The organism is Streptomyces sp. NPDC048462 (assembly GCF_043200175.1).
Classification (GTDB): Bacteria; Actinomycetota; Actinomycetes; order Streptomycetales; family Streptomycetaceae; genus Streptomyces.
The window spans coordinates 25,907-49,650 of the sequence record NZ_JBICXG010000040.1; the positions used below are offsets into that span (position 1 = coordinate 25,907).

The window sequence follows — 23,744 nt, forward strand, 5'->3', positions numbered from 1 at the left end:
TGGGCGACATCACACACGGCGCATGGAGCGTCACGCCGAGGGAAGGACGGGCTGGTGTATGTGACGGGGCTCGGAGTCGACGGGGTGCGTGGATTCCACGGACCACGCGCTTGCGACCTCGATTTCACCAGGCCCGGCGGCGGATACGCGGGCTGGACGGTGATGGCCGGGCGGAACGGCTCAGGCAAGACCACCCTGCTGCGCATGCTCGCGCTCGCCTTGACCGGGGGGCGCCGTGCACACCAGGTGGAACCGGAGCTCGAAGAGTACCTGGCCCACGGTGCCACCCACGGCTCGGTGGTCGCCAAGGTCCTCGCGGACCGGGCCGCCGACACGATGGCTCCGGACGGGTCCGGACCGGTGGAGGCGCGGCTCGACTGGCGGCCCGAGCAGGACTCCGGCCTCTTCGACGAGCTCGTCGAGGGCTTCGAGCCGCCCACCGAGGTAGTCTTCTCAGCCCCCCGGCCTCTCACCTCCGCTCTATGGTCCTCGGCCCCGCCGCCCGGCTGGTTCTGCGCCGCATACGGGCCCTTCCGGCGCCTCACCGGCACCGGCCTCTACGAGCGCACTCCGCAGCAACTCGACCGGACCGCCGCGCTCCGCACTCTCTTCGAGGAGCACTCGGCCCTCACCGAGGCCTTCGACTGGCTGCTCTCCCTCCACCTGCGCTCCCTGGAGGAGCGCCCCGGGATCGCCGAGCTCAAGGCCGGGGTGCTCAGGCTACTCAACGACGGACTGCTGCCCGGTGGCTACCGCATCGAGGACGTGGACTCGGACGGGATGTGGCTGCGGCAGCAGGGCGACAGCGGCCCGGGGGCGCCCGGATCGAACTGCGGCGGATGAGCGACGGGCAGCGGACCGTGATCGCCCTAGTCCTGGACATCGTCCGGCAGATGCACTCGGCATATGGGGTCCTCACGTTCGAGGAACGGGACGGAGGCACGGTCGCACTGCCGCACCCGGGCGTGGTACTCATCGACGAGATCGACGCCCACCTACACATGACCTGGCAGAAGAGCATCGGGCAGTGGCTCACTGCGCACTTCCCGGCAATCCAGTTCATCGTCACCACCCACAGCCCCTACATCTGCCAGGCCGCGGACCCGGGCGGGCTGATCCGGTTGCCAGGCGTGGGAGAGCAGAAGCCACCACAGGTGGTGGACGAAGACCTGTACGGACGAATCGTCTACGGGACGGGGGACGACGCGGCACTCTCGGACTTGTTCGGCCTGGACTCGCCGTATTCCGACGAGGCACGTGAACTCCGGGGCAGACTAGCTGAGTTGGAGTACGACGTCTTGCTCGGGCGGGCTGATGCCGGGCAGACCGAGGAATACCTGCGGCTGCGCGAACGCCTTTCCAGTTCGCCGGTGGCCCGTGTCGATGAAGTGATGGAGCGGTACCGGCTGTCCCGGGAGCGCGACGCGTGATCCCGATCCAACGTCTCGCGCTGCCCGAGGCCGTAACGGCACGGATGACGGTACTCACGGAACGGATCGGCCTCCGGGACACAGCGAGTGGCGCGCGCAAGAAGTACGCGGACAACCTGTGGAACGACGAGGCCGACGTCAAAAGGGGACTACGTGAAGTACTCCTCAAGATGGCCCCGGGCGTCCTCGGCTGCTGCATGTACTGCGGTGGCTTTACCGCGACCGACATCGAGCACTTCGAGCCACGGGAACACAACGCGCTCAAGTCCTTCTTCTGGCCCAACCATCTTCTGGCGTGCGGCCCGTGCAACAGCACGTACAAGCGGGACTGGTGGGAGTGTGACGAGAAAACCGGCGAGCCCCTGCTGCTCGATCCGACCCAGGACGACCCCTTCGACCACTTGCTGCTGAACCTCAGGGAGGGCGAGTATCGCGGTGAGACGGACAAGGGACGAACAACCATCAACGTGCTCGCCCTCAACCTCCCCGAGCGGCGTTTGGTGGCCGGCCGAAAAATTGCGCGGCTGAACATTCGGACCGTTTTGAGAGATTGGGGCCGGGCCCGGCAGCAGGAAGACGCGGAGGCCGAGCGCGATGCCCTTGACGTGCTGAAGGGGCAGCCATTCGCCGATGTGTGGCAGGCGATGCTGCGCCAAGCCGTGCTCCCGGGAGCCGCCTTGATCATGAGCGACGAGCCGCCCGAGATTCTCTCCCTCCTGCGGAACGAAGAACTGCGTGCGGCGACGCTAATCCGGTTCCCTCTGCAGCCGACACCGGCAGAGGGAACCTGAGGGCCTCCGGAGATCACTCGGCACGCACGCGGACGCCGAGATCGTCACCGCCTACCTCGAACGCAAACTCCCCCACACCGACCTCGCATACGCCCAGCTGGCCACCCTCGGCGGCCTCCTCCGCCTCGACGCCCACCACATCGACCGCTTCACCAAGCCGGACGGTCTCTGGGACCAGTGGGTGCAAGCTCTGCTTCACGTCCGGGACCAGCTCGGCCTCACTCCGGCCGAACAACACCGCTGGACGGACCTTTTACTGCCACTTCGCCAACGCCTGGTCTTGCCCGTAGCCGCAGCTCAGTAGGCGTCGCTTCGGGCTCCTACTTTGGCTTCTGAACGTTGAACGCCATGGGTCCGTCGTATCTAAAGGCGATCAGTACGGTGACTGGCTCATTCTCATCGCTTCCACGGAGCAGTCCCGAGGCCGAGGGGTTCATGAACACCTCCAAGCCGTTCGCGATGCTTATCGTGCCTGCGGTGGGCGTGCTAATCGACTTTACTCGGCCAGGAACTCGTTTCAGGATTGACGGTTCCGGGCTTCCGCTTCTGCGATCCCAGCCAGCAAGGTCCGAATGGTGAACCAGACCCGCGATCCCGTCGCCTTCTCCTAGCCATTCGTAAGGGAACCGCCTGTTACCAAACCACGCAGCGCGTTCGCGGCTTCGGTCAAGCTTGCGCTGATAGTCGGCGACGGCCGCACCTTGACCCGACATAGCCAGGAGGAACGACATGACATAGTCATAGAAGAGCGCCTCGCGGGTTCCCTCGGAGCTGGCCCAGCCGCCTACCAGGTCGGCGGCCTGATCCAGAGAAGCATCAGTAAAGCGGGCGGACCAGAGCCACTCCAAAAGACTCCGCGAATCTCGCGGATTATCCCGGAGATTCTCTTGAAGCAACCCCACAGCCTGCTTGACATCCTTAAGCGGCGCCTTGCGCCAAGAGCCCGCTCGATTCCGGTAGGCCCGTGCCAACCTACGACGGATTGGCGGCTTTGCCAGGTCAGCTCGCTCTAGAAGATTCCGCCACCCCTGGAGCAGCCCGGAATAATCGTCGTAAAGCTCCTTCAGCTGATTCTCCGCTCGTTCAGCAGAGACCGAAGCGCGATCGGATCCTCGGATCTCTCTAGCCGCTTCAAGGCTACCCTCGGCCTCGGCAAGAAGATCGCGGTAGATACCGGTCGACGGTCGCGCCAAGAATTGAGCATACTTGCTACATCCAGAAACTTCGTAGCCAAACCGGATAACAGAAATATTCGTCTGCGCCAGCGCAATGTGACCGTACTCAGTGGTGTCGTCAAGCTCGGACACGGCACGAAAAGCATCGCCGGCCGATTGGCCGAGACCGAGAACCTTCTCTTCTTTCTCCGCGCCGCTGACATTCCGGTCGCGAATACGCGCACGCATCTCGTTACGGAAAACCATTCCACGCATGTGGTGTAGCAGCGGATCCTTGGGTGAGAGCACAACCGCCCGATCCATTGCTTCAAGCGCTTCTATGAAGTCACCTGCATCGTACGAAAGAAGGCGCCCCAGATGCGCCCAGTAGTGCGGCTCATCAGGAAATGAGGAAACAAGCTCTCGGAGGATCTGGATCCGCCCCGGAGAGGATACATTCTGCATAAATTCGGTGTAGGTTGCGTTCGCCGGACTCTCAATTTCAAGCGAATCTCGACTCTCACGCGTCGTAAAGAGACGGTCCAGAATCACCTTCATATCGCTCGGTAGACGCTGACCGAAGATATCGGCAGTCAACTCGATGAGCTGAAGGCTCCAGGTCGGCAGAGCCGCCTTCCAGTCCTCGCGCCCGGGCGCCGAAATGGTCGGCGCGAGCAACTGCCGCAGTATTTCCTCGGCGATAAGACTATGCGAGGTGCGCCAAGATCCCTTTGGCTCCTCGACCAGGAGAGCAGCCAATGTCGAAGTAACTTCCCTCTCCAAGCGGACCGGCTCAGACAATGGCACATTTAGGCTCTCTGCGAAGAGTTCCGCCGGCACCGGAACGCCACAGAAGTGGTGAGACATGCTGATGAAGATCGCGATCTCGCGCTCAGCCTCGGACAGGTTTTCCATGAACTGCTCGACGTAGCTACGGAGCCCTTTAAACTCCGCGCCGAAGGCCGCCAAGGCATAAAAGAATGGGACGTTGTTGTCGCCTGCACGTGCTGCAAGTTCGAATAGATCGGCCCCCCGGTCCGGGGCCAACTCACTGAATCGCCGGGCCATCTCGTGTCGCTCAGGTCGACTCTCCATCGCACCGACGTGCTGGCTTCGATATCGACGCTCCCCCTCCGGGCTCCGGGAGGAAGCCTGCCCGCCGCGGCTTGAGCCGCGACGAGTGGTGATGAGCAACACTGCAGGAACCGAACTCGCACGCAGCGCTTCAAATACGCTGCGAAGAGTGGAATCTGGAACCAACTCGGCCACCACCAGGACAGAGGTGTCGCACAGTTGCGCCAGCTCGCCCACGGCCTGGACCAGCACAGTCTCATCAACAGAGCCGCGAACGTAGACGGTAGGAAACTCGCTCCTTAGGTCCCAAGCTGCCCGACGAGCGATTGTAGTGCCGCCTGCCCCTGGGGCATGTGTCAGCGTTACCCGAAGAGTGTTGCGTTGCCGAAGGCTTGGTCGTAGCACATCGTCGATAAGACTTGCCGTCTCCGCACGATCGACGTCAAAGCCCAGCCCTAGCTCGAACCACGTGATGGGCCTGCCTTTATAGAAGGCATCGGATTCCGCATCGCGTTCACCGGTGACACCGACCTCGGAGTGCAGAAGGTCCATCCAGTCGGAATACCGACTGATCAACTGCTGTGGTAGCACAACCGGGCCACTTTGCCCCGGAAGAGTGGCCGCGCGTACGGCCTCAACGACGGAAGGCACCTCTGGGACAGCGAAAAGGAGTTCGTCTGGACTGCACGAGATGGAATCCGCAGCGTATTCAGAGAGATCTCCGGAATCCACTGCCGAAACTACGAGAACGCTGACTCGCTCACCGAAGGCATCAACGCAAGCTTCCACGACGGCACGTTCCGCACCACGCGGCTCACCCAAGCACACCACGGTTGCCGGGTGCGACATAACCTTCGACACCGCCTCGATGGCCTGGGCCACGAATCGGCGATGCCTGAAGCGCCACCCTCGGAGTTCGGCTACAGGGTCGATGGGGTCCATGTCACTGAGACCTGCCGCTGCGAGCCAAACCGTGCTCGCGCGGCCGAAAAGCGGATCCTGCCCCATGGTGACCAACCGCCGATCGCCAGGCATGCCCTGCGCGGCCGCCCAACCACCGTCAATATCAGTTGACGAATTTAGGTCTACTACGACCCTCCAGCGCAACGACGAGATCTTCGCCTGGGATTCTGGAGTGAGTCGAGCTGAATCGACGACCAAGATCGTGGTGTGCGTTGCCGACCATTCTGTGCATGCCGTAGCCAGCGTTTCGAAGGCTCGCGCGGCGTCGAAGGGGGCTGGCTCTTGACTCCCAATTAGGGAAGCGCTCGGTGCATCATTTGGTGCCTCGATTCCCCGGGTAACACAGAACCTTCCTAGCGCCTCACAGGCCAGGTCGAAGCACCACTGCTTCATCGATGCATCAGGCAGTCGCGCAGCGAACATCAACGCATTCGCGGCAAGTGCAATCTGAGTCTGGTCCTGCCAGTGGTCAAGGAGGCCCAATTGGGCAGCGAACTGTTCACCGACTCTGGCCACTTCCTTGATCAATACGAGCAGCCCGGACACCTGCAGATATTCGGACTGCCCCACCGACGGGTCAAGGAGAAATGTTGATACGGCCTGGCGTTTAAGTTCGCCCAAGTCAGCGATCTCAGCCATCAGCATTGAAAGCAACAGGTGGCTGGGGTCTCGGGCCAATGGAGCGTCTCCCGCGTATGCGGAGAGATCGATCAGCCGGTACCCAGACGGGTTGGGTAGGGGCTTCTGCGGAATCAAGATGTTGTCGGCATGCAGATCCCCATGTGCGCATCCCAAGACAACCATGAGGTGCTCGTCACTAAGTGCCTCTTGCCAGGAATCCGTCGACGCCCAAGCCAGGGCATTGGGGACGACGTTACCGGTTCGGCCTGTGACCCACAGCGGTGCGATCTCCCCAGGATCCAATCCGTATGTCACCTGTTCGGCAAGCTGGTCCAGCGGACCGCCCTTGTCGATTCTGCTACCTAGCAACTCACGGAAGAAGTCCACCGCGGTGACTCGCCGAGTCCTGGGAGCGGAATTCCAATCCGACAGGACGGAACTGACCACAGTTGCAGTCACCTGAGCGAGATCGACGCCTTGGATCGACGAGAGGGGTCGAATTGTTCGTAGCGACCCACCAGCAACCTCTTGGAACATGATCGACCAGCCGCGCGAGCCGCGGATGGGCTCGACGGGCTGGGTCACCAGATGGGTGGCGGCGAACTCGGGGGACACCTCGAGTGCCTCGGCGTGACGTTGAGCCTCTTTGCCAGTCACTTTGCCAGGTGGGCAGATCTTCATAATCAGACCGACGGCCGCACGTCCAGGGACATTTAGAACCACGGTAGCGAGGAGGGCACCGCTCAGCCCCGGAGTGATCCACCGGTCAAAGTGCAGGACCGTCTCGGACTCGCTGAGCCACTTGGCCAGTGCTGTCTGGACAGCCGGATCAACCGCAATCGTGATCTCTTGCGGGACAAGCCCCTGGCCAACGGTCGAATCGCTCTTGTCTGAGTCCGACACGGACCGCCTCACAGTCTGACGCAGGATCACTTGATGGAGAGCATAGGGCAGAGAGCCAAAGGCCGAGCACGATTCAGCAATACACTTAGTGCCAGCCGCTCAGGGATACCTCAGGGCCGCCAGCAAGGGCCTCGCGCAGGGCACTTGCCGTGCTCGGCACGAAGGCATCGGGGATTGCATCGGCGTCAACCCAACAGACTCGCGAGTGCTTGCGGGGTTCGCGGTTTTCGGGTTGGCCGGTCCATTCGTGGGTTGCGAAGACGACCGTGAGGAAGCCATTGGGGGACTCAACGCCCCAGGCTCCGTGGATGATGTGGGCGACCTTGAGGGACTCGGGCTTCACCCTGAGGCCGGTCTCCTCGTAGAGCTCCCGGACAGCCGTCTCAGTGATCGGTTCGCCCGGTTCGCTCTTGCCGACGGGCAGGTCCCACATCCCTTGGGCGAACTTCGCATTCTCGCTGCGCTGGAGGAGGACCACCCGGTTGGTGGCCTTGTCGTGGACGATGACGGCCGCGACCAGCAGCGTCATCGAGTCGAGCGCCGGCTCCAGGGCTGGAGGGCGGTTGTCGGTCTGCTGAGCCACGGGGTTCCCTTCGTCGGGCAGGTTGTTGGGCATGTTAGGCGAGGGCCTCGCGGGCTCGGCGGGCGAGATCTGCGGCGCCGGGGACGCCGCGGCGCTGGTAGATCGCGAGCGTGGATCGGATCGAGGTGATCGCCTTGCGTGTGCGGTCGGAGGTCATGCCCTCCATGAGGACCAAGGCCTGGGTCCATGCAGCGACGGCCTCGTCGGCGCGAGCCTGGGCGGCGAGGCTGTCGCCGAGATCGGCGTGGGTGAGGGCGTGGACGCGCTTGTACTTCTCCGGGTCCCAGCGGGTGAGGGCGTCACGGTGCTGTTGCTCGGTGCCGATGTGGTCGGCGAGGTCGGTCAGCGTGCGTGCGGTGTGGCTGGCCACGGTGCCGGCGGCGGGGCCGCTGACGCGGGAGAAGCTGGGCTGGGGACCGTCCTCGCGCAGGAGGGCGTCTTCGGCGGCGAGGAGAGCGCGGGCGGCCAATGGGTTCTCGCCGACCGCTGCGTAGGCGCGGGCGTGCGTGATGCGAAGAAGGGCTTCGGTCTGTCCGTCGACGTGGCCGAGGCCGCGGGTGAGGGCGCCTTTGACGAGGTCCACGCAGTGGTGGGGTTGCTTGAGGCTGAGGGACTGGTGGGCGAGGGCGCGCATCATCCAGGCGGCATGGCCGTGGGGGTCGGCTTCGCAGGCGAGCTGGTAGCCGACCTGGTAGTAGCGCTGGGCAGCGCCTTCGTGTCCAAGGTCGTGGTGCTTCCACCCTGCGAGGTAGGCGAGTTCGGCGACGGCGCCGAAGGCGGCCTGACGTAAGGGCTCAGAGGGGAAGCGGCCCCGCAGCATGGGGGCCGCCGTGTCGGCGAGGTACGCGGTGACCGTGGTCAGGCCGTGCCCGCCGCCGAGCCGTTCATCGGCGGCGCTGAAGGCTGCCGTGATCTGTCGTACGACGTCGATGTCGTCGCTGCCGACGAGGGAGCGGGCGGTGCGGGCGCGGAGCATCCGCGAGGTGGCTTCGTGGTCGTGCAGGAGCGGCATGGCCACGCCGGCCGTGGTGAACGCGGCGATGGCAAGGAAGCGGCGGCGCTCGACGTCCGCGCGGCCGAGGTCGGTGACCGCGGTGACGGGGTCGGTGTCCGGTAGCAACTCCGTGTCCGGTGAGTGGAGGCCGAGCTCGGTTCGGGTAACGACGCGGCCCAGCCGCCGGGAGAGGGCTTCGGCGAGGTACTGGCCTGCCTGGCCGGATGGCGTGCGGGCACCGCCCACCCAGTGGGAGATGGCTGACTTGTTGGTCTGGAGCAGTTCGCCGTTCTCGGCGGCGATGCGGCGTACGTCCTTGGCGAGCGCGTCGTACGTGCACCCGGTGGCGTTGATCGTGTCGCGTAGGCGGGAGTTGGCGCTGGTCGGTGTCGGCACGATCGCCTCCGCTCCGAGTCCGTAAACCGTGTATACCGCTTGACCCCGGTCACACCGTACCCACTCTGCGTAGCGGGCGGTTCACTTATCGACAGCCGCCCCACTCACGGCATCGCGGGCCGGGCGGCCCCCAAGTTCCGTACGCCCCACCGGGCTCGGGCATTCCTGTGCCCCGGCCCGGACGATCAGAGACGGAGACACGGTGACCACCATCGACACTGCGACCATCACGGTCGAGCTGCCCGACGCCTTCGACCCGCGCTGGAACCGCCTGCCCGGCATCCAGGTGGACGGCCGGCGCATCACCATCGACCCAGCCGAGTACTTCTTCCGCTTCGAGTCCAACACCTGGCTCGTCGCCGACTGGGAGTTGGTGAAGGCCCAGCTCCTGGACGTGGACGAGACCACCGAGAGCACGGTCGAGCAGCTCGCGCTCGACTTCATCAAGAACCACGGCGAGTCCACCTCCGACGCGGCCCGCGTGCTGGCGACGGCGGACGGGGTGTACTCGTACCTCTTCCGCGAGGAGCACCTGGCCGGCCTCGGCCTCCCGCAGATCACCGCCGACCACCTGCGCATGCTGCGCGAGGCAGCGACGTTGATGGCGCTCAACAAGGTCGAGCTGGACGGGCACATCTCCAACGTCGGCCCGTGCTGGTTCTTTCCTGCCGCCACCTCCGTCGTCTTCGACCTGGACGACGCGACGGGCGGAATGCTGGACGAGGTCTACCACGGCGGCTGGTTCAACGAGCACCGCCGGATCGAGTCCATCAAGGCCCACGCCGCGCTCGGCGGCCGACTGGTGCACGGCTGCCAGTCCGTGCCGGACCAGTCCGGCGGCGTCGTCGCACCCTACGGTGCCTCGATGGCCAACTTCCGTGACGACCTGGCCGAGTTCAAGGCGGGCTGGATCGAGCAGGTCTACGCCCACCGCGTGACCGCAGCCGAGTAACCCTGCCCCCGGTACGGCTCCGGGGCGGGCCAGCTCGCGCGCGCCCGCCCCGGAGCCCACCAGTCCCCTGGAGACCCCATGGCCCAGAGCCTGTCCGCCACCCTGCTGAACGACCTGTGCGCTCTCATCGGCAAGCCCCTCCCCGAACGTACCGAGATTCGCGTCTGGGGCATGTCCGGCGTCGAACGCGTCACCTTCCCCGACAGCACCACGGCCGTCTTCAAATACGCCAAGGAACCCTTCGACCGCGAGGCCCAGTCCCTGCGATTGGCCTACCAGCGACGGCTCCCGGTCCCCGCGCTCCACGCCACCGCCATGCAGGACAAGTGGCTCGGGATGCTCATGGACGACCTCGGCAACCCCGTACGGGATGCAGACGACCTCGACGGCGTCGCCGCCGCCGTCATGCTCCATGCCGCCCGCCCGGCCAGCGGTCTGCCCCTCCTCGACGGCGAGGGCCTCGCAGCCCTGCCCGGCCGAGCCCTCGATCACCTCCAACGGCTACGGAAAGCTGACCGCTGGGCGGACTGCGATGACGTCGAGACCGCGCTGGGGAAGATCTCCGCCGCGGCCGAGGCCCGTGTCCAGGGTGCGACGCTCGACCCGTTCGGATGGGTCCACTCCGAGTTCCACCCCACGAGCGTCCACATCGGGGAGAACGGCTGGCACCTCCTCGACTTCGCACGCGCCTTCACCGGACCCGGCCTGATCGACCTCGCCTCCTACCACGGCACCACCGACGTGCCGAGCCCCTTCCGCATGCGGGTGTTCCTGGAGCAGTACGTCACCGCAGGCGGTCACGCGGACGCCCTCGCCGCCCGGGGCGGCCTGGCCGCCGAGGCATGGGCCCTGGGCTGGCATCGCATGTGGGCCGTGGAGTGGTTCATGGAGCAGGCCATCCGCTGGATCGACGATCCGGCCAAGGACCCCGCGTACATCCCCGTCGTCCGCCGCCACCTCAACGACGTGGTCCAACTCCTGGAGGTCTAGGTGCTCGCCCAGGTCTCCCCCTGGTACGCCCACGCAGCCCAGCGCACAGCCGCTGCCCCCGCGCACGCCCTCGCCGCGCCTACCCGGATGGAATGGAGCACCCACGCGGGCATCGGTCCCGGCGCCGAGATCCTGGGCCGGGATCTGTGCGGGAAGCACGTCCTGGAGCTGGGCTGCGGCCCCGGCCACAACGTGGCCCACCTCGCGAAGCACCACCAGGCCCGCGTCACCGGCGTGGACCTGGTCGGCCTCCAGGTGCGCCGGGCCCGCTCCCACTATGGCCACATCGACGGCGCCACCTTCGCCGCCGGCCACGCACTGCACCACCTGCAGGCCACCGGCCGGACCTTCGACGCGATCTACTCCGTCTTCGGCGCCGTCGGCCTCGTCGCCCCCGAGCTCCTCCTCACCGCCGTTTCCCGACGCCTGAAACCTGGCGGCGTCCTAGCCTTCTCCGTCCCTCACCCGGCACGGGCCGGAAGACATCCATCCACGGACGACCGTCCGCGCGAGGACTACGTCACCATGCCCGACCGCACCCGACTGCCCCTCGCTCGATGGGAGTTCGACGCCAGCCGCTGGGGAGCTCACCTCTCCCGGACCGGCCTGCGCATCACCTCGACGGTGGAGCTGCGGCACCCGCGCCGCGACCTGTGGCCCACCACCCTCCTGATCACCGCCCGCAAACGCTGACCGCCGGAGGCACCAATGTCCCTGCCCTACCTGCTCCTGGACATCGACGGCGTCCTCATCCCGTTCCCGGCCGCCGACGGCAGCACCCCGCCCACCCACGTCCGCCACACCATCGTGCCCACTGGTCGGCACCCCGACGATCCCGTGCCCATCTGGCTCGACCCTCGCCAGGGCGGCATTCTCACCGACCTCCTGACCAGCGGACTCGTCACCCCCGTGTGGTGCACGAGCTGGCGCAGGGACGCCACCACGATCATCGGCCCTCTCCTGGGGCTGCCCGACTTCCCTTACCTCGACCTGCCTCGCCCCCAGATCACCACCAGCCACCCCGACGGCTACCTCTGGAAACGCGACTACGCCGACACCTGGCTCGGCAGAGCTCCCGCCGTCTGGATCGACGACGATTTCACCAGCCTCGACCATGCCTGGGCGGCGGAGCGAACTGCCAAAGGAGTGGCGACTCTCCTTGTCGAACCCGATCCACATCTTGGGCTGCAAGCCGAGCACCTGGCCGAAGTCACGACGTGGATCTCGCAGCTACCCGCAGCCCGCGCTGCTATGGGAAGTGGGGGCCGCGGGCGCTCTGTGGGCCCCGTCTGAGTGTCGTTACCTCGGGGAACGAGTCGGGCGAATCCATTCACGAAAACGGCCTCTTGATCGACTTGGAAGCTTGGGTATGCCCCTCATCTCGCCAACCGAGAACGCGTCAGCGCTGGGTGGCAGGCGCCGCTCCCGCAACGGCGGGTAAACATGTTGGCTGGGTGCCGGCGAGCTGCGAAGATGTCTCTGCTTCCCAAGTGGAGGACTCTTGTTCGTTTTCGTGTGTGCGGGATGTGGCGCTGAGCTGACTAGCCCTCTGTCCCAGGTCTCACTGCCCATCCACGCCCGTCAGAAGTACGGGAACGGGGCTCAGCTTCCGGTGCTCATGCACTCAGGGACGTTTGCCGTGGACCCGGATCCCTGGGGCGGGCCGTGGCGAATGTGGGACGAGATCGATCCGGGCGAGGCGGAGGCACGCGGCATTTATGCGCCAGTCCACGCACTGTCCCACGGCATGCCCGGGGCGAGTGTCATCGCGCCCGGTGATATCCGTGGAACCCGGCTGATTCCTGAGGCACGCGGTGGTGCCTGCTGTGGCCTCGACGGAGCCGACGGGCCCAACATGGCCTGCGAGGCATGCGACCTCCCCGTGGCAACCAGGGTCGACGACTGTTCGCTCTGGCAGGCAGTGCGGCTCAGCTCGGACGCCGTACACCGCGTCCCCGTCGACGGACACCACGCTGCGCCCCGCTCCTGGACGGAGCTGGCAGAGAAGGGGGAGGAAACGCCCCCGTTCGAGCCGATTGCCACGTGGGGAGGACGGTTGGGATCGAACCACTACTGGTCGTGGAGTCCGCAGTGGGAGGCGGCAGTCGGCCATGCGCTCGCCCACCTGCTGGTGGCCTCCAAAGGGCAGCCGGTAAAGGTCCCCGGCGGCCTGACAGCAGGCGTGTTCCAACGCGCGCTCGCTGTGTTATTGCCCGCAGGTGCCCCGAAGCGGCGTGCCGTCCTGGCTGGACCGGGACGACCTTCCCCCGACGCAGACGTCGACATCCTCCTCGTGCCAGTCCATCCCCAGACGGGGCAGACCTGGGCCCCCGAGAGGCCAACCGCGTCGGCGTACCTGGTGCCCCTGCCGCTGGGGGTGTGGCTGTGGCTGGTCTCGCCCCAGCCATACTTGCCAGTTCCCGCGTCGGGCCGCATACCCCAAGACGTTCTCCGCGACGACCCGCTCCCGCCGCTCCCCCACTATCTGTTCAGGGCCGACCGGGGAACGTTCCAGCACACCTTGGTCCGCCTACCAGCCGTTCGCAGCCCGTGGCTGCGCACGATCCTCGAGAACCTCACGCACGGCACCTCGGCAGACCCTTTCTAGGGTGCTGTCTCGTGAACGGGTTCAGCGCCCTGGCTTCCCGCTGCTGAAGTAGCTGAAACTTCCGGCCTCGGTGCTATCGGCCCTTGCTCCGGGATTCTGGCTTGGAGCGATCGGCCGCGGGCTTGGCCGAAGAGTATGACGTGGCGGATATGGACGACGTTCCGCTGATGGTGCTTCGGTTGCGAGCCGCTTGCGTCCGCCGGTTCGGCTGAGTGGTGATGCGCCAGTTGAGGATCTCGGCGGGGTGCTCGGCGCTGTCGAGTTCCCGCTGGGCGCCCACCTCGGCCAGGAGTCGTCGGGGGTTGTGGCCGGCGGTCTCGGCTTTGGCGAGGGTTGTGGTCAGGGCGGTCCACGTGGGGTCGGCGAGGATCCGGTCGGCGTAATCGGGGAGGGCCGCGCGAACGTCCTGCTCGAAGCGACGAGCGGTTGCGGCTCGCGGTGCGCGGCGGTTCAGGTCAGCCAAGATGGGTGTGGCGGCCTGCTGGTACGCCACCTGAAGGTGCCGGACGGTTTCCTCGGCTGCAGCAGCCTGCTGTTGAAAGCCGCGTTGCTCGTGCCATGTGGCGGCCGCGCGGGCCAGGTGCACGGTGGCGAAGAGCAGGGCGATGGCGAATCCTCCGGGCGCGTTGGAGGCGTAGGCGAGTTCCTTGGCGGCCTTGCGCAGGGCAGTGGCGGCCTGGTGGTCGGCGCGGGTGGCGGAGCGGCGGGCGCGGTTGAACGCCATTGCCGCCGCTCGTAGTTCCGCCCGGCGTGGGCCGGTCGTGGCGCTGGAGAAGTTGTAGAGGGCATCGCCGAAGGCGGCGAGGTGGGCCTGGGCGCCGGCATCGTCGTCGGAGTCGAGGGCGGTGTGCGCCGTCTGTATCGCGGTGATGGAGTGCCGCCACGGCTCGGCGGGATCTGCCGCGAACCTGGGGCGGTCGGCTATCTCCTGGTCAGGGAGGCGTTCGCGGAGGCGGTTGATGGAGAGGTCGGGGGCGAGCTTCGAGCCGCCGTACCAGACGGGTTCGCCGACGCTGTTGGTGTCGCCGGGTGCGGCGAGGCTGTAGCCGATCACGTCGCCGCTCTCGGGGCCGAGGCGCGTCTTGAACTTGATGCCGAGGGACTGCAGAACGGTGAAGTAGTCGGCCTCGGTCTGCACGGCGGCGGCGACGGCGTATGCCCGCTCGCGCAGCCACTGTCGTGCTGTCACGGTCTGGCCTTGGCGCTCGGCCTTGGCGCGTTCGGCACCGGTGGGGGTGCGAGGGGCTGTGAGGTCGCCGGACTTCAGGCGGCGCAGGCCGAACTCGGCTTCGACCCGGCGGCACTCGGCTTGGGCCCGTCGGCCGTCCTGGTGGGTGCGTGGGCGGCGTCCGTCGGCGCGGACGGTGGTGGCCATGATGTGGATGTGGTCGTCGGCGTGGCGTACCGCGATCCATCGGCAGGCCCGCTCGTCGCCGTCGGGTGCGATGCCCGTGGCGTGCACGACGCGGCGGGCGACCTCGGCCCACTCGGTGTCTGTGAGGTAGCGGTCGCCGGGCGCGGTGCGGACCGGGCAGTGCCAGACGTGCTGCGGTGGCTTCTTGCCGCCCAGCTCGCGGGTGCGGAGGTCGACGTGGTGGTCGAGTCGCCTGGCGAGCTGGGAGTAAGTGGCTGCCGGGTCGCGGCCGGGGTCCGGGGCGCCGGCCATGTTCCAGGCGGCGACGATGTGGGGGTTGGTGTGCTCGTCGCGGCGGCCGGGGCCGAAGAGGTAGGCGATCAGTCCGCGGCTGTCGGAGCCGGTGGAGACGTCAGGAACCATGAGCCGTGCCGTCCGACAGGAGCTGGTCGATGAGGTGGAAACTGTTCTGTGCTGCCTCCTCGACGCGGTCCAGAACCGCCTCGGCGCGCTCGGGGACGGTTCCTCGGTTGATGGCTGCGGTGATCTGGTTGAGGTTGCCGCCGATGCGGTTCAGCGCGACCGTGTGCGCCTCGACGGCCTCGATCAGCGGGCGCAGAGGATCGTCTTCCGGACTGCCGACCATCCTCGCCTTGCCCACCGCAACGGCCAGGGCCGCGTCCCCGACGAATCCGGCGAACCTCTGACCGCGCTGGTGAGCGGCGGCGCTGATCACCTGGACCGCGGTGCGCGTGAAGCGGATGGTTTTCTCCTGGTCGCGCTTCTCCACGGTGCGCTTGCGGTTCATCTGCGCGGGCAGGGCGGGGGCGTCGAGATCCCGCCATGAGGGCTGCTCGACAAGCGGTGGGGCATCGGCCGGCGTACTGCGAGGAGCGAAGTCGGCTGCGGGCTGGCCGGAGCCCTCGGCCACCCCCTCCTCCGGCTCGGGCGCCCCCTGGCGCTCGGCCTTGTCCTCCGCCACCCCTGGGGCGGGGGCAAGCGCGGACGAAGCCTCGTTAGAGGCTCGTTCGCTCCAGCTTGCTGCTGGTCGTCGGGTGAGCCTGAACAGCCTCCTGCGGCGGCGGGAGGTGGGGTCGTCGGCGTTCGATTCGGGCATGGTGATGCTCCGTCAGTCGTGTGGGGTGGCCCGTCGTCGCATCCGTCGCATCCGTCGCGTGGCTGGTCAGCACAGGTACGGAGAGGGCCGCAGGTACGGATCGATCCGTAACGGCGAGGAGATCCGTCCCCGCGCTGACCTGCGCGGGGACGGATGCGACGGATTGATGCGGACCTGGTGTCAGCGAGTGGGCCTGGGCCCTGCGGGCCTTCCCGGCGGGCCGGTGGGCAGCGCCCCGGACGGAGGGGCGGGCGGCCTGCCCTGGGCCGGACGTGCCGGGACCTCGGCGGTGGGTGCCGACGGGGCGGGGTCGGGGCAGTAGCGAGCCCATGCGTCCACGAACTGGTTGCGGGCGTACGCCTTGGCCTGCCGGCCGTTCTCGAACCGGTAGTTGGCCGGGCTGATGCCGAAGTCGCGCAGCAGATTCGCCAGGTGGTAGGCGTTCAACCCCTTCGTGCCGTACTCCGCCCACGGGGCCTCGGCGTCCTGGATCAGCACGGCCAGCAGGTCCTGGCTGCGCAGTGCCTCCCTGCCGCCCTCCTGGTCGAAGACACGGCGGATGTCACGCAGCAGCCGTGTCTTCAGCGTCGTCTGCTCGTCCTGGACCACCTCGTTGCGCGTCATCGCCAGACAGGCGGCACGTGCCCGCGCGGGCCAGTGCCCACCGGCGAGGTCGGCGACGATGACGAGCGGCTCCCATGTGTCGGCGGCGCGGTCCTCGACGGGCATCTTCGGCACCGCGCCCGCGACGGTGCCGCGCTGCGGGACCAGCCAGTCGGCCAGCCGGTCGCGAAGCGCGTGCAGTTCCGGTACGGAGTACCGCGATCGGAACGGGGTGATCCGCTCGCCCGGCTTGCGCTTCTGCATGCGGATGACGATTGCCCGGTCCATGATCGTGTCCGGCAGGTCACCGATACCGGCCAGCGCCGCCATCGCGAAGGTGGGGAATGCGGTCGGCTTGTGCTCCGGCCCGGAGATCCGCCAGGCGGGCCGGTTGCGCTGGTGCCCGGCGTTCAGCAGGCCGCGCAGGTCCTCTTTGTCGCCCGCTTTGGGGCCGAAGATGGTGTCGGCCTCGTCCACCAGCAGCGTCGGCGGGTTCTTGCCGATGACGCGGAAGACGACGGCGGGGGAGGTGTTGACCGTCATCATCGGCTGGTGGACGGTCTCGTAGAGAACGTCCAGGAGACGGGACTTGCCGCACCCCTTGGTCGGTCCGACGACCGCCAGCCGTGGTGCGTGCTGGAGGCCAGGCTGGATGTGGGAGGCCGCGACCCAGAGGGTGACGGCGGTCAGGGCCTCGTCGCTGGGCAGCACCACGTACCGCCTGATCGCCGTGCGGAGGTCGTCCAGCAGCGCGCTGCCTTCGCCTGCCGCCTCGCCGCCGTCTTGGGTTTCTGATCCGCCTGCAGCAGGATCGACTGCGCTGTCCGACGCGGTTGTCGGGGCGCTGACCTGAGCAGGTCGCGAACCGGGAGTGCTCCGATTCGGAGCATCGGAGGTCGCGCCTCCCGTGCCGGCACGTGGTTCCGTCCGCTCTTCGCGGTTCCGAGGCAGACCCTGGCCCGGGATCGCGATCGGTGGCCAGGCAACACCGGATGCCTTCGAGGTGGCGGGGGACGTAGGGTCCTTCATAGACGTTCCTCTCGGGTGAGGGGCGAGACGGGCTAGGTCTCGCCCCCACCGGTTCGTTCGTTCAGGGATGGGCGGCGTGCAGGGGGATCTCCGGCCCTCGGCGTAGGCGCGCCGAGGGCCTTTGCTGTGTCCGGACGGGCCGGCGGCTCATGAGGCCAGGCCCCAGTCCTCTCCGCCGTCGATCAGCGCGCGCTCGTAGCGCAGCAGTTCGGCCTCGGGGTAGAGCACCCGCTTGCCGACCTTGATGCCGCGGGGCCCCTTCTGGAGATGGCGCCAGTAACGGACGGTGCTCTCGGCGGTGCGGTAGCGCTCGGCGACCTCGGCGGTGGTCAGATATCGCATGCGTTCCCATTCGGCTAGGTAGCGATTCGATCTGCATAATCAGTACCTCATGATCGGCGGTTAGCCAAACCGGGAAGCCCGTGTTTCAATTTGGATAGCGACGGTCGCGATGGAGGTTCGATGGCAAGCGAGAAGGTCGAGGGTGGCGAAGTGCCGCTGCTCTACAGCGAAGGCAACGTGGCGGGCCGCGTGGCCCTGGAGCGCGAGGTCAGAGGGTGGAGCACGACCGAGCTGGCCGAGCGGGTGACCAGAGCGGGCGTGAAGATGAACCAGACGGCCGTGTGGCGCATCGAGAACGGCTCACCCCGCCGTCGGATCAACCTCGATGAGGCGCTCGCCTTCTCCCGCGTCTTCGAGCTGCCCCTCGAAGAACTCATGTCACCGCCCCTGGAAGGGCTCGACATCGATAGCCGACGGCTCGTCCAGGAAGCCGTCGAATCGTTCTACGAAACCCGTGACGCCCGCGACCGCCTGCACCGCGCCGTGGTCGCCGTGGCCGACCACATCAAGGCACACCCCGACAGCTCACGCGCGATCAACGAGCAGTGCCTCCGCCTCATGGGCGACGAGCGGGACGCTCGCACCCTCACCAGCGACATCGAGGACGGCGGCCACTACTGACAACCAGCACAAAGGAGAAGCCACTTGGCGAACATCCAGAAGCGACCCAACGGCAAATGGCGTGCCCGCTACCGCGACCTCGACGGCAAGGAACACGCCCGCCACTTCGACCGCAAGATCGACGCCCAGCGCTGGCTCGACGAGGTCACGACCAGCGTGGTCACCGGGCAGTACGTCGACCCGCGCTCGGCGAAGAAACCCTTCAAGGAGTACGCGGAGGAGTGGCGGGCCAGCCAGCCGCACAGGCCGTCGACGGCCAAGGCCGTAGCCCAGCACCTGCGTTGCTACGCCTACCCCGTCTGGGAGAAGCGGGCACTCGGCGCGATCAAGCCCGGTGACGTGCAGAGCTGGATCACCAGCCTGACGACCACCCACAAGCTGGCTGCGAGCACTTCCCGCACCGTCTTCAACACGGTCAACGCCGTCTTCCGGGCAGCGGTCCGCGACCGCATGATTCCGCACAACCCCTGCACCGACGCGAAGCTGCCCTCAGTTCCGAGGAAGAAGGTCGTACCCCTGGCCGTCGAACAGGTGCGGACGCTGGCCGAGGAGATACCCGGCCGCTACAAGGGCCTGGTCCTGCTGGGCGCATGCACGGGGCTCCGCCCCGGCGAGCTCTTCGGCCTCCAGCTCCGGCACGTGGACCTGCTGCACGCGACCGTCTCGGTCGAGCAGCAGATCCAGCAGACCGCCAAGCACGGCGTGTACGTCTGCCCGCCCAAGACTGCTCGCTCGCACCGCACGGTCCCGCTCCCCCGCATGGCGGTGGACGCGATGAAGGCCCACCTGCGGGACTTCCCCGCCGATGGGCCCGAGGGCTGGATCTTCACGGCGCCGCAAGGCGGGCCCGCGGTCTACACGCACTTCATGGACGGGTCCTGGCGGCCCGCCTGTGCGAAGGCCGGCATACCGAAGGGCACCGGACCCCACGCCCTCCGGCACCACTACGCCAGCCTGCTGATCAAGCACGGCGAGTCCGTGAAGACGGTCTCCGAGCGTCTCGGCCACACCAATGCGGCCATGACGCTGAACATCTACACCCACCTGTGGCCCGACTCCGAGGAGCGGACCCGGGCTGCCGTCGACAAGGCGTACGCGGACCAGTCCGCCGATACCCAGCCGCAGGTCGACGAAGCGGCATAGCCGCTCCCCCGCGCGCTGACCGAAGTCAGCACGCTGCGGACTCCGTGCGGACCGCAAAGGCCGCCCAACCCGCTCCGCCGCAGGTCAGACGGCCTTTCGCCGAACGTATTAGACGTTGAAGCGGAACTCCACCACGTCCCCGTCCTGCATGACGTAGTCCTTGCCCTCCATGCGCGCCTTGCCCTTGGCGCGGGCCTCGGCGACCGAGCCCGTTTCGACCAGGTCGTCGAAGGAGATGATCTCCGCCTTGATGAAGCCCTTCTGGAAGTCGGTGTGGATCACACCGGCCGCCTCGGGGGCCGTGGCGCCCTTCTTGATCGTCCAGGCGCGGGTCTCCTTGGGGCCTGCCGTGAGGTAGGTCTGGAGGCCCAGGGTGTCGAAGCCGACGCGGCCGAGGGTGGCGAGGCCGGGCTCTTCCTGGCCCATGGACTGGAGGAGCTCCAGGGCCTCGTCGTCGTCGAGCTCGATCAGTTCGGACTCGATCTTGGCGTTGAGGAAGATCGCCTCGGCGGGGGCCACGAGGGCGCGCTGCTCGTTCTTGAAGTCCTCGTCGACCAGCTCGTCCTCGTCCACGTTGAAGACGTAGAGGAAGGGCTTGGTCGTGAGCAGGTGCAGCTCGTGGAGGAGGCGGCCCTTCTCGGTGCCGGCGGTGATGCCTGCGTGGAAGAGGGTGTCGCCCGCTTCGAGGATCTTCTGGGCCTCCTCGACCGCGGCCAGGACGGCGACCTTCTCCTTCTGGAGGCGGGCCTCCTTCGTGAGGCGCGGGACGGCCTTCTCGACGGACTGGAGGTCGGCGAGGATCAGCTCGGTGTTGATCGTCTCGATGTCGTCCTTGGGCGAGACCTTGCCGTCCACGTGGACGACGTTCTCGTCCTTGAAGGCGCGGATGACCTGGCAGATCGCGTCCGACTCACGGATGTTCGCGAGAAACTTGTTGCCCAGGCCCTCCCCCTCGCTCGCGCCGCGCACGATGCCCGCGATGTCGACGAAGTCGACCGTCGCCGGGAGCAGCTTCTGGGAGCTGAAGATCTCCGCGAGGGTCTTCAGGCGCGGGTCGGGGACGCCGACGACGCCGACGTTCGGCTCGATCGTGGCGAACGGGTAGTTGGCCGCCAGCACGTCGTTCTTGGTCAGGGCGTTGAACAGGGTCGACTTGCCGACATTCGGCAGGCCGACGATTCCGATCGTGAGCGACACGTTGGCGACTTCCCTAGAGGGTGGGCGGGCTGGGCAGTGAGGTCCGGCCCGGTGGACCGATTCTCCAGTTTACGGGCGGGGGCGAGCGCCCGGCCACGGGTCCCGCCGGGGGCCGATCCGGTTCCCATTGGGCCGTGTGGCATCGAACTCATCGCCAAGGTCACCCAAAGCGCGTGTCCCGCACCTGATTCCTGCCGCTCGGCAACCTACGTTGTCCCGGTGGAGCAGCACAGGACACGTCCCCCGCAGCGCAGCCAGACTCAGCAGGCCCCGCTGTCCCCGCTCGGGACCAAGGGAGCCAACGGAACCAAGGGAGCAAAGGCGGCGGTCGGCGAGAGCGCCGCCGTCTACCGGGTGATGAGCACACCCGCTGGCCGGGCCCGCCCGGTGCCGCCTGCCGTGCTCGCCCTGCGGCGGCTGCCGAATCCGCGGCTGACGGGTATCGGGGCCGGGCTCTTCGCGGCGGCCACCATGTTCGTGCTGGCCTGTGTGGACTGGCTGCTGTTCGACGGCTCAGCCGTCGTGTTCGGTGTGCTGTTCCTGCCGGTCAGCGCCCTGACCGCGTTCTGGGTGCGCCCTGCGGACCTGGTGACCGCGCCGATCAGCGTGCCGATCGCGTTCGCCGTCGGGATCATCCCGATCTCGGGCGGCACGGGCGGCCTCGGCGGGCAGATGATGGCCGTCGTCACCGCCCTCGCCGTCCACGCCGGCTGGCTGTACGGCGGCACGCTCGTCGCCGGGCTCATCGCGACCGTGCGCAAGGTCCGGCTGATGCGGGCCCGGCAGCGACGGATGCTGCTGGCCGCACAGACCGCGCGGGCGGGCGCGCAGCCGCAGTCCCCGCGATCCGGCGGGCAGGCACCCCGGGCCGCTGCACAGGGACCACGGCGCCGGCAGCGCTGAGCCCCGGCCGGGAAACGGGCGGGACGGGCAAACGGGCGGGACGGGCAGGGAACCGGCCAGGGATAAGGGCGGGCGGGTACGGAATCCGGCCCGAGGAGTGGCAGGCCCGGTTGCGGAAGCGGTCCGGGAGCGTCTCAGCTGCCCGCTGCCGCCATGGCCGCGCCCACGATGCCGGCGTTGTTCTGCAGCTCGGCCGGCACCATCTCGGACCGTACGTGCTCGATCAGCGGCAGGAACTTGTCGGCCTTGCGGCTGACACCGCCGCCGATGATGAACAGTTCGGGCGAGAACAGCATCTCCACGTGGACCAGGTACTTCTGCACCCGGTGCGCCCAGTGGTGCCAGCTCAGGTCCTCGTCCTCCTTGGCCTTGGTGGAGGCGTGCTTCTCCGCGTCGTGGCCGTTCAGCTCCAGATGGCCGAGCTCGGTGTTGGGCACGAGCCTGCCGTCGATGAACAGCGCGCTGCCGATGCCCGTACCGAGTGTCAGCACGATGACCGTGCCCTTGCGGCCGCGCCCCGCGCCGAAGGTCATCTCCGCGACACCGGCCGCGTCCGCGTCGTTCAGCACGGTGACGGGCAGGCCGAGCCTGTCGCTCAGCAGCGTGCGGGCGTCCAGGTCGATCCAGCCCTTGTCGACATTGGCCGCGGAGCGGGTGACACCGCTGGTCACCACGCCCGGGAAGGTGATGCCCACCGGGCCCGACCAGTCGAAGTGCCCGACCACCTCGGCCACTGCCCCGGCCACGTCATCAGGCGTGGCCGGGTGCGGTGTGAGTACTTTGTGGCGCTCCCGCGCCAGGTCTCCGCGGTCCAGGTCCACGGGAGCACCCTTGATCCCGGATCCGCCGATGTCCACGCCGAAGATCTCCATGTGATCCACGTTACGGGCAGGCGGCCCCGCTCACTTCCCGGAGCGGAAACCCGGTACGGAAAGGCGGTCGGACGACCTTGGTCACCGGGTCATTCCGCCGACAGCGCCGCCGCCTCCGCGCGCAGGTCCCGGCGGAGCTCCTTGGGCAGCGAGAAGATGATGGACTCCTCGGCCGCCTTCACGATCTCCACGTCCTCGAAACCCCGCTCGGACAGCCAGGCCAGCACACCGTCGACCAGCACCTCGGGCACGGATGCTCCGGAGGTGACGCCGACCGTGGAGACGCCGTCCAGCCAGGCCTCGTCGATCTCGTCGGCGGAATCGACCAGGTGCGAGTCGCCCGCGCCCGCGCCGAGTGCGACCTCGACCAGGCGGACCGAGTTGGAGGAGTTCTTGGAGCCGACGACGATCACCAGGTCGGCGTCCGCGCCCATCTGCTTGACCGCGATCTGGCGGTTCTGCGTGGCGTAGCAGATGTCGTCGCTCGGCGGCGAGATCAGCAGCGGGAACTTCTCCTTGAGCGCGCCGACGGTCTCCATCGTCTCGTCGACCGAGAGCGTGGTCTGGGAGAGCCAGACGACCCGGGACGGGTCGCGCACCTCGACGTTCGCGACGTCCTCGGGGCCGTCCACCAGCGTGATGTGGTCGGGGGCCTCGCCGGAGGTGCCGATGACCTCCTCGTGGCCCTCGTGGCCGATGAGGAGGATGTCGAAGTCGTCCTGCGCGAAGCGGACGGCCTCCTTGTGGACCTTGGTGACGAGCGGGCAGGTCGCGTCGATCGTGGCGAGCTTCCGTTCGGCCGCCTCGTCGTGCACGGTCGGCGCGACGCCGTGGGCGGAGAACATCACGATCGAGCCCTCGGGGACCTCGGCGGTCTCCTCGACGAAGATCGCGCCCTTCTTCTCCAGCGTCTGCACGACGTATTTGTTGTGGACGATCTCGTGGCGCACGTAGACCGGTGAGCCGTACTGCTCCAGAGCCTTCTCCACGGCGATCACGGCACGGTCCACGCCCGCGCAGTAGCCACGGGGAGCGGCGAGCAGGACGCGTCGGGGTGTCGTAGCAGTCATGCGCCCCATCGTAACGGCCTCCCCCCGAGGCAGG

Annotated in this window: 22 protein-coding genes; 12 read left to right on the plus strand and 10 right to left on the minus strand. The window is 67.5% G+C overall.

The window, feature by feature from the left end; translation table 11 throughout:
- Positions 1 to 60: 60 nt before the first annotated feature.
- The 4 genes from ACGFU6_RS36690 to ACGFU6_RS36705 are packed head-to-tail and all read left to right on the plus strand — an operon-like array spanning position 61 to position 2,525.
- A complete protein-coding gene (locus ACGFU6_RS36690) occupies positions 61 to 843 on the plus strand; it encodes an AAA family ATPase (RefSeq protein ID WP_393616902.1) in 783 nt (260 codons plus the stop codon).
- Positions 840 to 1,430 carry an AAA family ATPase gene (locus ACGFU6_RS36695; protein WP_393616903.1) on the plus strand — a complete coding sequence of 197 codons (591 nt, stop codon included), beginning with the start codon at positions 840 to 842 and terminating at the stop codon, positions 1,428 to 1,430. The genes ACGFU6_RS36690 and ACGFU6_RS36695 overlap by 4 nt, the downstream gene beginning before the upstream one ends.
- Positions 1,427 to 2,221 carry a hypothetical protein gene (locus ACGFU6_RS36700; RefSeq protein ID WP_393616904.1) on the plus strand — a complete coding sequence of 265 codons (795 nt, stop codon included), beginning with the start codon at positions 1,427 to 1,429 and terminating at the stop codon, positions 2,219 to 2,221. The genes ACGFU6_RS36695 and ACGFU6_RS36700 overlap by 4 nt, the downstream gene beginning before the upstream one ends.
- Before the next feature lie 40 nt (positions 2,222 to 2,261).
- Complete coding sequence (locus tag ACGFU6_RS36705; RefSeq protein WP_393616922.1) at positions 2,262 to 2,525, plus strand: DUF6000 family protein; 264 nt, start codon at positions 2,262 to 2,264, stop codon at positions 2,523 to 2,525.
- A gap of 16 nt (positions 2,526 to 2,541) precedes the next feature.
- Here the strand turns inward: ACGFU6_RS36705 and ACGFU6_RS36710 are convergent, their stop codons facing one another.
- The 3 genes from ACGFU6_RS36710 to ACGFU6_RS36720 all read right to left on the minus strand — a co-directional run bounded on the left by ACGFU6_RS36710 (position 2,542) and on the right by ACGFU6_RS36720 (position 8,909).
- The gene (locus tag ACGFU6_RS36710; RefSeq protein ID WP_393616905.1) at positions 2,542 to 6,936 is read right to left on the minus strand and encodes a hypothetical protein; all 4,395 of its coding nucleotides are present in this window, start codon (positions 6,934 to 6,936) and stop codon (positions 2,542 to 2,544) included.
- Between the two features lie 85 nt (positions 6,937 to 7,021).
- Positions 7,022 to 7,552 carry an NUDIX domain-containing protein gene (locus tag ACGFU6_RS36715; RefSeq protein ID WP_393616906.1) on the minus strand — a complete coding sequence of 177 codons (531 nt, stop codon included), beginning with the start codon at positions 7,550 to 7,552 and terminating at the stop codon, positions 7,022 to 7,024.
- A gap of 1 nt (position 7,553) precedes the next feature.
- The gene (locus ACGFU6_RS36720) at positions 7,554 to 8,909 is read right to left on the minus strand and encodes a tetratricopeptide repeat protein (RefSeq protein ID WP_393616907.1); all 1,356 of its coding nucleotides are present in this window, start codon (positions 8,907 to 8,909) and stop codon (positions 7,554 to 7,556) included.
- Between the two features lie 202 nt (positions 8,910 to 9,111).
- Between ACGFU6_RS36720 and ACGFU6_RS36725 the strand changes: the two genes are divergently transcribed.
- The 5 genes from ACGFU6_RS36725 (at position 9,112) to ACGFU6_RS36745 (ending at position 13,459) form a co-directional block, all read left to right on the plus strand.
- Positions 9,112 to 9,861: a hypothetical protein gene (locus ACGFU6_RS36725; protein ID WP_393616908.1), complete on the plus strand. Its 750-nt coding sequence runs from the start codon at positions 9,112 to 9,114 to the stop codon at positions 9,859 to 9,861.
- Between the two features lie 78 nt (positions 9,862 to 9,939).
- A complete protein-coding gene (locus tag ACGFU6_RS36730) occupies positions 9,940 to 10,851 on the plus strand; it encodes an aminoglycoside phosphotransferase family protein (protein ID WP_393616909.1) in 912 nt (303 codons plus the stop codon).
- Positions 10,852 to 11,544 (plus strand): class I SAM-dependent methyltransferase, encoded by a 693-nt coding sequence (locus ACGFU6_RS36735; protein WP_327329718.1) that lies wholly within the window; start codon positions 10,852 to 10,854, stop codon positions 11,542 to 11,544. It abuts the gene before it with no gap.
- A gap of 15 nt (positions 11,545 to 11,559) precedes the next feature.
- Positions 11,560 to 12,144: an HAD domain-containing protein gene (locus ACGFU6_RS36740; RefSeq protein ID WP_327329717.1), complete on the plus strand. Its 585-nt coding sequence runs from the start codon at positions 11,560 to 11,562 to the stop codon at positions 12,142 to 12,144.
- A 208-nt stretch (positions 12,145 to 12,352) separates the two neighbouring features.
- Positions 12,353 to 13,459, plus strand: coding sequence for a hypothetical protein (locus ACGFU6_RS36745; protein WP_393616910.1), 1,107 nt, complete (start codon positions 12,353 to 12,355; stop codon positions 13,457 to 13,459).
- Between the two features lie 73 nt (positions 13,460 to 13,532).
- On the opposite strand, the gene ACGFU6_RS36750 is transcribed toward ACGFU6_RS36745, so the two are convergent.
- The 4 genes from ACGFU6_RS36750 to ACGFU6_RS36765 all read right to left on the minus strand — a co-directional run bounded on the left by ACGFU6_RS36750 (position 13,533) and on the right by ACGFU6_RS36765 (position 17,904).
- Positions 13,533 to 15,236 carry a relaxase/mobilization nuclease domain-containing protein gene (locus ACGFU6_RS36750; RefSeq protein ID WP_393616911.1) on the minus strand — a complete coding sequence of 568 codons (1,704 nt, stop codon included), beginning with the start codon at positions 15,234 to 15,236 and terminating at the stop codon, positions 13,533 to 13,535.
- The gene (locus ACGFU6_RS36755; protein WP_393616923.1) at positions 15,226 to 15,795 is read right to left on the minus strand and encodes a hypothetical protein; all 570 of its coding nucleotides are present in this window, start codon (positions 15,793 to 15,795) and stop codon (positions 15,226 to 15,228) included. Before ACGFU6_RS36755 ends, ACGFU6_RS36750 begins: the two co-directional genes overlap by 11 nt.
- 315 nt (positions 15,796 to 16,110) lie before the next feature.
- Entirely contained in the window at positions 16,111 to 17,562 is a 1,452-nt protein-coding gene (locus ACGFU6_RS36760) for a DUF3631 domain-containing protein (RefSeq protein WP_327329714.1), read from the minus strand.
- Positions 17,563 to 17,709: 147 nt separating this feature from the next.
- Complete coding sequence (locus ACGFU6_RS36765) at positions 17,710 to 17,904, minus strand: AlpA family transcriptional regulator (protein ID WP_265693247.1); 195 nt, start codon at positions 17,902 to 17,904, stop codon at positions 17,710 to 17,712.
- Between the two features lie 120 nt (positions 17,905 to 18,024).
- Here ACGFU6_RS36765 and ACGFU6_RS36770 point away from each other — a divergent pair, with 120 nt between their 5' ends.
- Positions 18,025 to 18,525, plus strand: a complete 501-nt coding sequence (locus ACGFU6_RS36770) for a helix-turn-helix transcriptional regulator (RefSeq protein ID WP_393616912.1) — start codon at positions 18,025 to 18,027, stop codon at positions 18,523 to 18,525.
- A 24-nt stretch (positions 18,526 to 18,549) separates the two neighbouring features.
- The gene (locus tag ACGFU6_RS36775) at positions 18,550 to 19,668 is read left to right on the plus strand and encodes a tyrosine-type recombinase/integrase (protein WP_393616913.1); all 1,119 of its coding nucleotides are present in this window, start codon (positions 18,550 to 18,552) and stop codon (positions 19,666 to 19,668) included.
- 108 nt (positions 19,669 to 19,776) lie between these two features.
- Here ACGFU6_RS36775 and ychF read toward each other — a convergent pair whose 3' ends face one another.
- A complete protein-coding gene (gene ychF, locus ACGFU6_RS36780) occupies positions 19,777 to 20,865 on the minus strand; it encodes a redox-regulated ATPase YchF (RefSeq protein WP_393616914.1) in 1,089 nt (362 codons plus the stop codon).
- A 357-nt stretch (positions 20,866 to 21,222) separates the two neighbouring features.
- Here ychF and ACGFU6_RS36785 point away from each other — a divergent pair, with 357 nt between their 5' ends.
- Positions 21,223 to 21,768 (plus strand): DUF6542 domain-containing protein, encoded by a 546-nt coding sequence (locus tag ACGFU6_RS36785; RefSeq protein ID WP_393616924.1) that lies wholly within the window; start codon positions 21,223 to 21,225, stop codon positions 21,766 to 21,768.
- Between the two features lie 134 nt (positions 21,769 to 21,902).
- Here ACGFU6_RS36785 and ppgK read toward each other — a convergent pair whose 3' ends face one another.
- Both ppgK and ACGFU6_RS36795 read right to left on the minus strand, forming a co-directional pair.
- Positions 21,903 to 22,640 (minus strand): polyphosphate--glucose phosphotransferase, encoded by a 738-nt coding sequence (ppgK, locus tag ACGFU6_RS36790; protein ID WP_393616915.1) that lies wholly within the window; start codon positions 22,638 to 22,640, stop codon positions 21,903 to 21,905.
- Positions 22,641 to 22,729: 89 nt separating this feature from the next.
- Positions 22,730 to 23,719 carry a 4-hydroxy-3-methylbut-2-enyl diphosphate reductase gene (locus ACGFU6_RS36795; RefSeq protein ID WP_185092206.1) on the minus strand — a complete coding sequence of 330 codons (990 nt, stop codon included), beginning with the start codon at positions 23,717 to 23,719 and terminating at the stop codon, positions 22,730 to 22,732.
- Between the last annotated feature and the right edge of the window lie 25 nt (positions 23,720 to 23,744).

What these genes read in the sequence shown, in the direction of transcription:
- ACGFU6_RS36750 (WP_393616911.1), bottom strand. Translation starts at nt 15,236, where the DNA reads ATGGTTCCTGACGTCTCCACCGGCTCCGACAGCCGCGGACTGATCGCC.
- ACGFU6_RS36740 (WP_327329717.1), top strand. Translation starts at nt 11,560, where the DNA reads ATGTCCCTGCCCTACCTGCTCCTGGACATCGACGGCGTCCTCATCCCG.
- ACGFU6_RS36760 (WP_327329714.1), bottom strand. Translation starts at nt 17,562, where the DNA reads ATGAAGGACCCTACGTCCCCCGCCACCTCGAAGGCATCCGGTGTTGCC.
- ppgK (WP_393616915.1), bottom strand. Translation starts at nt 22,640, where the DNA reads ATGGAGATCTTCGGCGTGGACATCGGCGGATCCGGGATCAAGGGTGCT.
- ACGFU6_RS36695 (WP_393616903.1), top strand. Translation starts at nt 840, where the DNA reads ATGAGCGACGGGCAGCGGACCGTGATCGCCCTAGTCCTGGACATCGTC.
- ACGFU6_RS36715 (WP_393616906.1), bottom strand. Translation starts at nt 7,552, where the DNA reads ATGCCCAACAACCTGCCCGACGAAGGGAACCCCGTGGCTCAGCAGACC.
- ACGFU6_RS36770 (WP_393616912.1), top strand. Translation starts at nt 18,025, where the DNA reads ATGGCAAGCGAGAAGGTCGAGGGTGGCGAAGTGCCGCTGCTCTACAGC.
- ACGFU6_RS36785 (WP_393616924.1), top strand. Translation starts at nt 21,223, where the DNA reads ATGAGCACACCCGCTGGCCGGGCCCGCCCGGTGCCGCCTGCCGTGCTC.
- ACGFU6_RS36765 (WP_265693247.1), bottom strand. Translation starts at nt 17,904, where the DNA reads ATGCGATATCTGACCACCGCCGAGGTCGCCGAGCGCTACCGCACCGCC.
- ACGFU6_RS36795 (WP_185092206.1), bottom strand. Translation starts at nt 23,719, where the DNA reads ATGGGGCGCATGACTGCTACGACACCCCGACGCGTCCTGCTCGCCGCT.
- ACGFU6_RS36730 (WP_393616909.1), top strand. Translation starts at nt 9,940, where the DNA reads ATGGCCCAGAGCCTGTCCGCCACCCTGCTGAACGACCTGTGCGCTCTC.